A 6,855-nucleotide genomic window follows, 5' to 3' on the forward strand; every position below is an offset into this window, starting at 1 on the left:
ACCGAATTGAAAAATAAACAGGTGACACTATGCCAATTTATAACGCGCCGCTTGCTGATATGAAGTTCATCTTAAATGATGTGTTTAATGCAGAACAATTCTGGCAAGCCAATGAAAATCTTGCCCATGTCGATGCAGCAACCGCTGAAGCCATTCTGGAAGAAATGGCAAAGTTTGCGCAAAACGTGATGTTGCCACTGAACCGTAGCGGGGATGAAGAAGGCGCGAAATATGAAAATGGCAATGTGACCACCCCTGCCGGCTTTAAAGAGGCTTTTAAACAGTATGCAGAAGGTGGCTGGATTGGCTTAGGGGCTGATGCTGAATGGGGCGGTCAGGAAATGCCGAAAATGCTGACCGTACTTTCTGATGAAATGCTGTTTGCGACCAACCCGTCTTTCATGCTGTATCCGCTGCTTTCTGTCGGTGCAGGTATGGCCTTAAACAGCTACGGCTCTCAAGCCCAGAAAGAAACCTATCTGCCTAAGATTTATTCAGGCGAATGGTCAGGCACCATGTGCCTAACTGAACCGCATGCAGGTACAGATTTGGGAATTATTAAAACCAAAGCTGAACGCAATGAAGATGGCAGTTATAACATTACTGGGACCAAAATTTTCATTACTGGCGGTGACCATGACCTGGCGGAAAACATTATCCACCTCGTATTGGCAAAAACACCGGATGCACCTGCAGGTTCACGCGGTATTTCTCTGTTCATCGTGCCAAAATTCCTGGTCAATAAAGATGGTACCTTAGCTGAACGCAATCCGGTCGGTCCAGGTTCAATCGAACACAAGATGGGGATTAAAGCGTCTGCGACCTGCGTGATGAACTTTGACGGTGCCAAAGGCTATCTGGTCGGCAAAGAAAATGAAGGCCTGGCTGCCATGTTCGTCATGATGAACTATGAACGTCTGTCCATGGGCATTCAGGGTCTGGGCGCTTCTGAATTTGCTTATCAAAATGCGGCCCAATATGCCACAGACCGCCTGCAAGGCCGCAGCGCATCTGGTGCACAATCTCCAAGCAAACCGGCTGACAGTATTCTGGTACATGGTGATGTACGCCGTATGCTGCTGAATGCACGTGCCAACAATGAAGCTTCACGTGCATTCGCGGTATATGTAGGTCAACAGCTGGACATTACCAAGTTCTCGACCGATCCGGAAGCTGTGAAAAAGGCCAATGACCGTGTTGCGCTATTAACACCAATCGCAAAAGCATATCTGACGGATACTGCTTTCCAGGCCACGCTCGATGCACAGATGGTCTTCGGTGGTCATGGCTATATTCGAGAATGGGGCATGGAACAATGTATCCGTGACCTGCGTATTGCGCAAATTTATGAGGGCACCAATGGCGTTCAGTCTCAAGATTTAATTGGCCGTAAAACCATTAAGTGTAACGGTGAATTCATTGCAGAGTATATTCAGGAAATCCGTGACTTTACCAATGGTTTAGATGCGGATCTTAATTTTATTAAAGATGCCACACTGGATGCAGCGACTGAAGTTGAATCTGTGACCCACTATGTTTTAGCAGCTGCGCGTGAAAATACCGAATTTTCTAACTCCGCTGCTGTGGATTACCTGCACGCTGTTGGCTTGCTGAGCTTCGCTTATATGTTTGCCCGTATTGCCAATGCCGCCAAAGATAAACAGGGCGAGTTCTACCAGAATAAACTTGCACTGGCACATTATTTTGCACAACGCATTCTGCCGGAACTGGCATTACGCATTACCAAAGTAAAAACCGGTGCCGATATCATCATGAATTTCTCTGAAGATTATTTCACAACCCAAGCTTAAAAGAGCACTTAAAAAACGCCTGCATCTGCAGGCGTTTTTTTATGATTAAACTTTCTGAATTAAAATGGTATCTGGCTGCTGCTGAGTTTTACGATTAAGATGTTTGCTCACAATTTTAATTTCCCCATCCGATTCCAGGGACTCACACAATTCCAGCACCTTCTGCATCTCATCCGCTTTGATGCCTGTGCCCAGAATGAGTTTTTTACCTGCTGCAAGTTGACTAATTTTTGTTTGAATTTTATCTAGCACTTTTTTCTCCTATTTATTCAAGATACCGCTCCTACACTATAGCAATTTAGTTTAAAAAAAGCGCAAAAGTTCAAATAATTTTTTATTCAGTTCCTCTATTTTGTGCATGCTCTGTGTTTGCTATTTTCTGCCTCACCTTTACTTTCTATACGCCAATCGAAGGAAAGATGAAATTACCCAGTCACGCGAATCAACGCCCGCCTCCCAGCTAGTTGGCTCCTCGGCTGAGGCGAGCTTTGATTTTATTGATGCAAGATCAAATTTAAAAAAGAATTTTTATATCCGATTTAACTCTGAGCTTTTAATTTGTCCCTCTAGTTTCCTCTTCAATCAAAAGAGATTTCAGCTTAGCGATTGGGTACCAGCACATAGCGCCCATTTTCATAAATCCAGTAAGTTCCCGCAGGAGGTGCCGGCAGTCCCAAACGCTGCCAATCCGTGATCAGGGTATAATTGGAGCTTTCAATTCGGGCCACATTCGGGTCGCCATTGACCCAGCGATAACTATTATTATTCTGATAGATGGTGGTCGGTGCCTGATAACGGATGTTCAGGCCACTTTGGTTGTGGACTGGCGGATAGCCCCAGTGCGGCGGACGTTGCGGATTGTGCGCATTCGGTGGCACAGGTCTATGTGAATGGTGCGGATAATCTGGACGTGACGAAGGATGGTAGGGCTTGTTATATCGATCACTGCTGCCATAACCGGTCCAGGCATTTCCGGCAATAGACAGGCCAGACATAGCAGAACACAGACCTGCCAATACAGCGCTAAATAAAACTTTTTGCATGTACATTCCCCCCGACACCCTCTTGTTTACACTTTAAACAAAAGATCGGGAGAAAATATGAATATTCCGGATTTTTCTACAGTTTTTTGTAAGGCTTCGCGCCTGGCCTCGATTCAACCTGGAGCTTTTCTCAGTGGGGTGTCTGGGTTATGCTAGAATCCATTTTTTAATGGTTTCGAGTTAAATACTGTGTCTGACTTAAGTTTCGATCGTTTGTATGAATATTTTTGTAAAGTCCCGAGTGTTCAAAAAGAACTGATTGAGAGTTATGGCACGGATGGCCAACAGGCCTGGTGGTTTAAATTCCAGATCAATGTCGATCATCCTTTGGCATGGCAAACAGTCCAGGAACTGGGGCATGTCCTGAACTATATTTCCAAAAACGAGCGCTTGCCGACCCAGTTTCTTCCGGTTTCCCCGCCCCCTTATATGAATGGTGTGGCTAAAGATTTTTTGTCATGGGTGATCCAGTGTAATCATGCTGACTTTCCACCCGATGTGGTGTGTGACTGGCTTGAAGCACGTTTGCCCAATCCGGTAGAGAATGAAGAGCAATGGAAGATTAAAACTGATATTAAAGAACTCGATATGATGTCAGATAAAGATTTGGATCAGCTGATTCCGCCAAATCCAGAAAACTAATCTCTTCCTCCTAGCCTTCCCCCTTTCAGGAGAGGGCTAGGAGAAAGCATCAAAATGTCGACCAGCCACTCCACTCCATAAAGCGATACAGCCAGTATTTCAACCCTGAATCATCTGCATATTGCGAATAATCCACACTCTCCTGACGGCCATCCAGATTGAACCAGGCTGTATTAAAGTATTGCAGGGCCTCTTGGAAAACTGCTGCGTCTTTTTGTCCCAGCACACGTATATTGGTTTCCAGATTATAGTTTTTCAGATTACGCGCGGTGAAATTGGCAGAACCCAAAATCATTTCAGCCTGCTGGATATTGGATTTGATTAAAATCTTGCTATGACATTGCTCACCTTGTGTATTGCACCAGCGTACATTGATTCCTGCCTTATGCAGTTCCGAAGCCACCTGACGGTTGGGAATGCCATTTTTTTCACGGCCAAAAGCATCTTTGTTGGGATCCAGCAATACACGCAATTTGACCCCGCGCTCATGAGCAGCGATCAAACTCTTAATGATCTTGCGCTCAGACAGATAGAACATTGCCAGGTCAAGCTGATCATCGGCTTTAGCAGTCTGAATCTGGTTTAAAACGGCATCATAAATCGCCTTTTCAGTCAGCACCTGCACCTGTGGCTGGGTCTTATCAGCTTCAAATTCTCCTGCTATAACCGCAGGCATGCTGGCTTTTGACATCATGCCAACCGTTTGCTCGGTAGCCAGAATATCCAGCGCAGGCCGCCCCCAAACCAGCAAGCCGATATTGGAATGTTTTGAACTGCCATCATGCGGATTCATCGAAGTGACTAAAGCTTTCCAGCCCTGATCTGTATCTACCACCAGGGTTTTACGATGATTGGCCTTAAAATTAAACAGGTCAAAATAACTGCGCAGGGTAATTTTTTCTGTTCCAAACGGATTCGGCAACCAGCCTTTGTCCGGATTATTGCCGACCCCCTGGCAACATAAGTACCAGAAGCCTGACCAGCTTGGATTTGAAGCCCTTAACGGAGTCAGATCCGTTTCAATGACATCGACTCCCTGCTGGCGCAGCTGACGGTAGTGGTCAGCCGACACGCCGCCATAGACCGTATTAATCGGATCGGTAATAAACCTGATTTCGACTTCAGGATGTAATAGCCGCTTATTCACCAGGGCCTGAGTCAGCTCGGTACTGAGCGCCTGATGCTGCTCTTTGGACATGCCAGTTTGCTGATTAAAAAGAAACATATCCAGTACGATCAGAGATTTGGCTTCTTCAATCATCTTCAGCATTTCATTGAAAATCTGCTGATCCAGATGCTGCTTGCCCTGGGCATCCAGATAGGTCTGATCCGCCAGAAACTTCACTTCAGCATGGCGCAGCTTGCCCGTATAGTTAAGCCCTGCTGGCAAGGGTTTATAGCTTTGATAAATCGCTGATGCCAGATAGCCGACGGCTATAATACCCAGAATAAGTACCGCATAACGGCGATTTGACCAGTTGAGTTTATTGTGAATTCGCTGAAAGATACGCATAAGAAAGAACCTAACCTAATCTGCTCAGGCTAGGTTTAATCGGATGATTTTTCAAGTGGATTTCAGTGACAGCTCTTTGATTTGAACTCTCATTTTATCAATACTGCTAGAAATCGTACTGAACGCCGACGCTAAAGTTACGTCCAACCTGAGGAAGATTGGACAGAAATGAACTATGGGAATAGACGTGATCATCCAGCAGATTATTGGCTTTAAAATACACGCGATAGGCATTCTGATTGGCAAGTGTATGGTGATAACTTAACCCCAGATTAAGCATATTGTAGCCCGGTGTTTCATCTTCATCGCTCGCCACCTTATTCTGATCAAACACATGATAATATTCAGCCAGACCTGACCAGCCATCAGCAAAATCGGCTTCCACTTGGGTGCCTAGCCGACCTGCTGGTACACGTGGCGCATCTTCAGCTTCAATCTTGCCACGTACATAGTCACCAAATACGCTCAGCTTATAGCGTTCATTGATCTGATAACCCGCTTGTGCTTCTGTTCCATAAAATCTGGCTTTAGCCTGAGTATACTGAATTCCTTTTAAATTCCCCTGCTGTGCCACTGTTGCTCCATAAATATAATCATCAAACCAGTTATGATAAATATGCACCTGATAGTCCAGCTGATCCCCTTGATAATACAGGCCAAGCTCCAGATTATTTGAGCTTTCTTTTTCCAGATCAGGCTGACCGACTTCATAGCTATTGGTCGCAAAATGCAATCCGTCTGCATACAGCTCCTGAGCCAGCGGCAAACGCTGTTGATGTGAACCCACTAAAGAGAGCTTATAGTGGGGTTTAAATTCCCAGTGGGCAGCTGCCGAAGCAGACAGCCCGGTGCCCGAATAATCTTTCTGCTCAGAATCAACTTTGATTTTTTGATGATCTATACGCGCCCCCAGTTCCAGCTGTACATCGCCGAGCTGTTTATGCTCAAGTGCAAATACGCTCCATTTTTGGGTGCGGGTATCTGCCATCAGTACATTATGATTATGATCTGCCTGGTCATTATGGCCATGTGACTCGGGTGCCGATAAATCAATATCTTGCCTTGAGAACTGGCCTCCAATCACCCCTTCCCAACCTGCCACAGGTACATGCAGTAATTCTAAACGGCTGTCATACCCCCGGCTTTTAAAATTGCTGATGACTGCATTTTCTTCCAGCTCATCATGTTCATAATCGGTAAAACTGGCATGCGCACGTAATTTTTCAAATCCGGCAAACGGCTGTTCCAGTTCAGTTCGCAGATCATAACGCTCAGAGTTCAAGTCGACCCATGGTCCGGCGGCATGATCATGATCATTCTGTTTAGAAGCTGGGCAATGAAAATGATCGCCATGAATTTCACAGCCATGATATTCATGACTATGTCCCGGTAAACCATATTGATCCTGACGGTTGCTATAAGACATCCCGACAAAACCACGGTCATGAACCCATGAGCCACCAACATTGACCGTTTGTCCTTCAGCAAAAGTATTGCCAACCCGACGTTCTTTTTCTAATTCGCCCGCATGCTCATGGAAATAATCCGGAGCAATATAGTCATGGGCTTGATGTTGAGATCCTTCTACACGTAACGCAAACTTTTCCCCCACTGCCGCAGTGACTCCGACACTGGCCAGCTTTTCATCACTGCCCGAGTTATAACGCAAGCCCGCGGTGCCCTCCAGACCATTTTCAGGCAGCTGGGTGGGAATTTTCTGATCCCTGACATTGACCAGACCACCGACCGTACCGGCGCTATATAATAGTGTAGATGGGCCACGTATCAGCTCAACCTGCTTGGCCAGAATCGGATCAACTGTCACAGCATGGTCAGGCGACAAGGT

At 45.8% G+C, this 6,855-nt stretch carries 6 protein-coding genes; 2 read left to right on the forward strand and 4 right to left on the reverse strand.

The genetic code is table 11. The annotated features are described in order from the left end of the window. Positions 1 to 29 precede the first annotated feature (29 nt). Positions 30 to 1,811: an acyl-CoA dehydrogenase C-terminal domain-containing protein gene (locus tag E2K52_RS05880; protein ID WP_151204224.1), complete on the forward strand. Its 1,782-nt coding sequence runs from the start codon at positions 30 to 32 to the stop codon at positions 1,809 to 1,811. Positions 1,812 to 1,856: 45 nt separating this feature from the next. On the opposite strand, the gene E2K52_RS05885 is transcribed toward E2K52_RS05880, so the two are convergent. Together E2K52_RS05885 and E2K52_RS05890 are read right to left on the reverse strand one after the other, a co-directional pair. Continuing rightward, positions 1,857 to 2,063 (reverse strand): hypothetical protein, encoded by a 207-nt coding sequence (locus E2K52_RS05885; protein ID WP_151204225.1) that lies wholly within the window; start codon positions 2,061 to 2,063, stop codon positions 1,857 to 1,859. Between the two features lie 347 nt (positions 2,064 to 2,410). After that, a complete protein-coding gene (locus E2K52_RS05890) occupies positions 2,411 to 2,854 on the reverse strand; it encodes an RcnB family protein (protein WP_151204226.1) in 444 nt (147 codons plus the stop codon). Positions 2,855 to 3,043: 189 nt separating this feature from the next. Between E2K52_RS05890 and E2K52_RS05895 the strand changes: the two genes are divergently transcribed. Beyond that, positions 3,044 to 3,496: a hypothetical protein gene (locus E2K52_RS05895; protein WP_151204227.1), complete on the forward strand. Its 453-nt coding sequence runs from the start codon at positions 3,044 to 3,046 to the stop codon at positions 3,494 to 3,496. A 49-nt stretch (positions 3,497 to 3,545) separates the two neighbouring features. On the opposite strand, the gene E2K52_RS05900 is transcribed toward E2K52_RS05895, so the two are convergent. Both E2K52_RS05900 and znuD read right to left on the reverse strand, forming a co-directional pair. Continuing rightward, positions 3,546 to 5,009 carry a phospholipase D family protein gene (locus E2K52_RS05900; protein ID WP_151204228.1) on the reverse strand — a complete coding sequence of 488 codons (1,464 nt, stop codon included), beginning with the start codon at positions 5,007 to 5,009 and terminating at the stop codon, positions 3,546 to 3,548. Positions 5,010 to 5,115: 106 nt separating this feature from the next. Beyond that, on the reverse strand, positions 5,116 to 6,855 hold a 1,740-nt coding region (gene znuD, locus E2K52_RS05905; RefSeq protein WP_151204229.1), incomplete at its 5' end, for a zinc piracy TonB-dependent receptor ZnuD.

This window comes from Acinetobacter sp. RF14B (assembly GCF_006864105.1).
GTDB lineage: Bacteria > Pseudomonadota > Gammaproteobacteria > Pseudomonadales > Moraxellaceae > Acinetobacter > Acinetobacter lwoffii_C.

Excerpts from the sequence above, each read along its gene's own strand:
- E2K52_RS05880 (WP_151204224.1), top strand. The coding sequence starts at position 30 with ATGCCAATTTATAACGCGCCGCTTGCTGATATGAAGTTCATCTTAAAT.
- E2K52_RS05890 (WP_151204226.1), bottom strand. The coding sequence starts at position 2,854 with ATGCAAAAAGTTTTATTTAGCGCTGTATTGGCAGGTCTGTGTTCTGCT.
- E2K52_RS05900 (WP_151204228.1), bottom strand. The coding sequence starts at position 5,009 with ATGCGTATCTTTCAGCGAATTCACAATAAACTCAACTGGTCAAATCGC.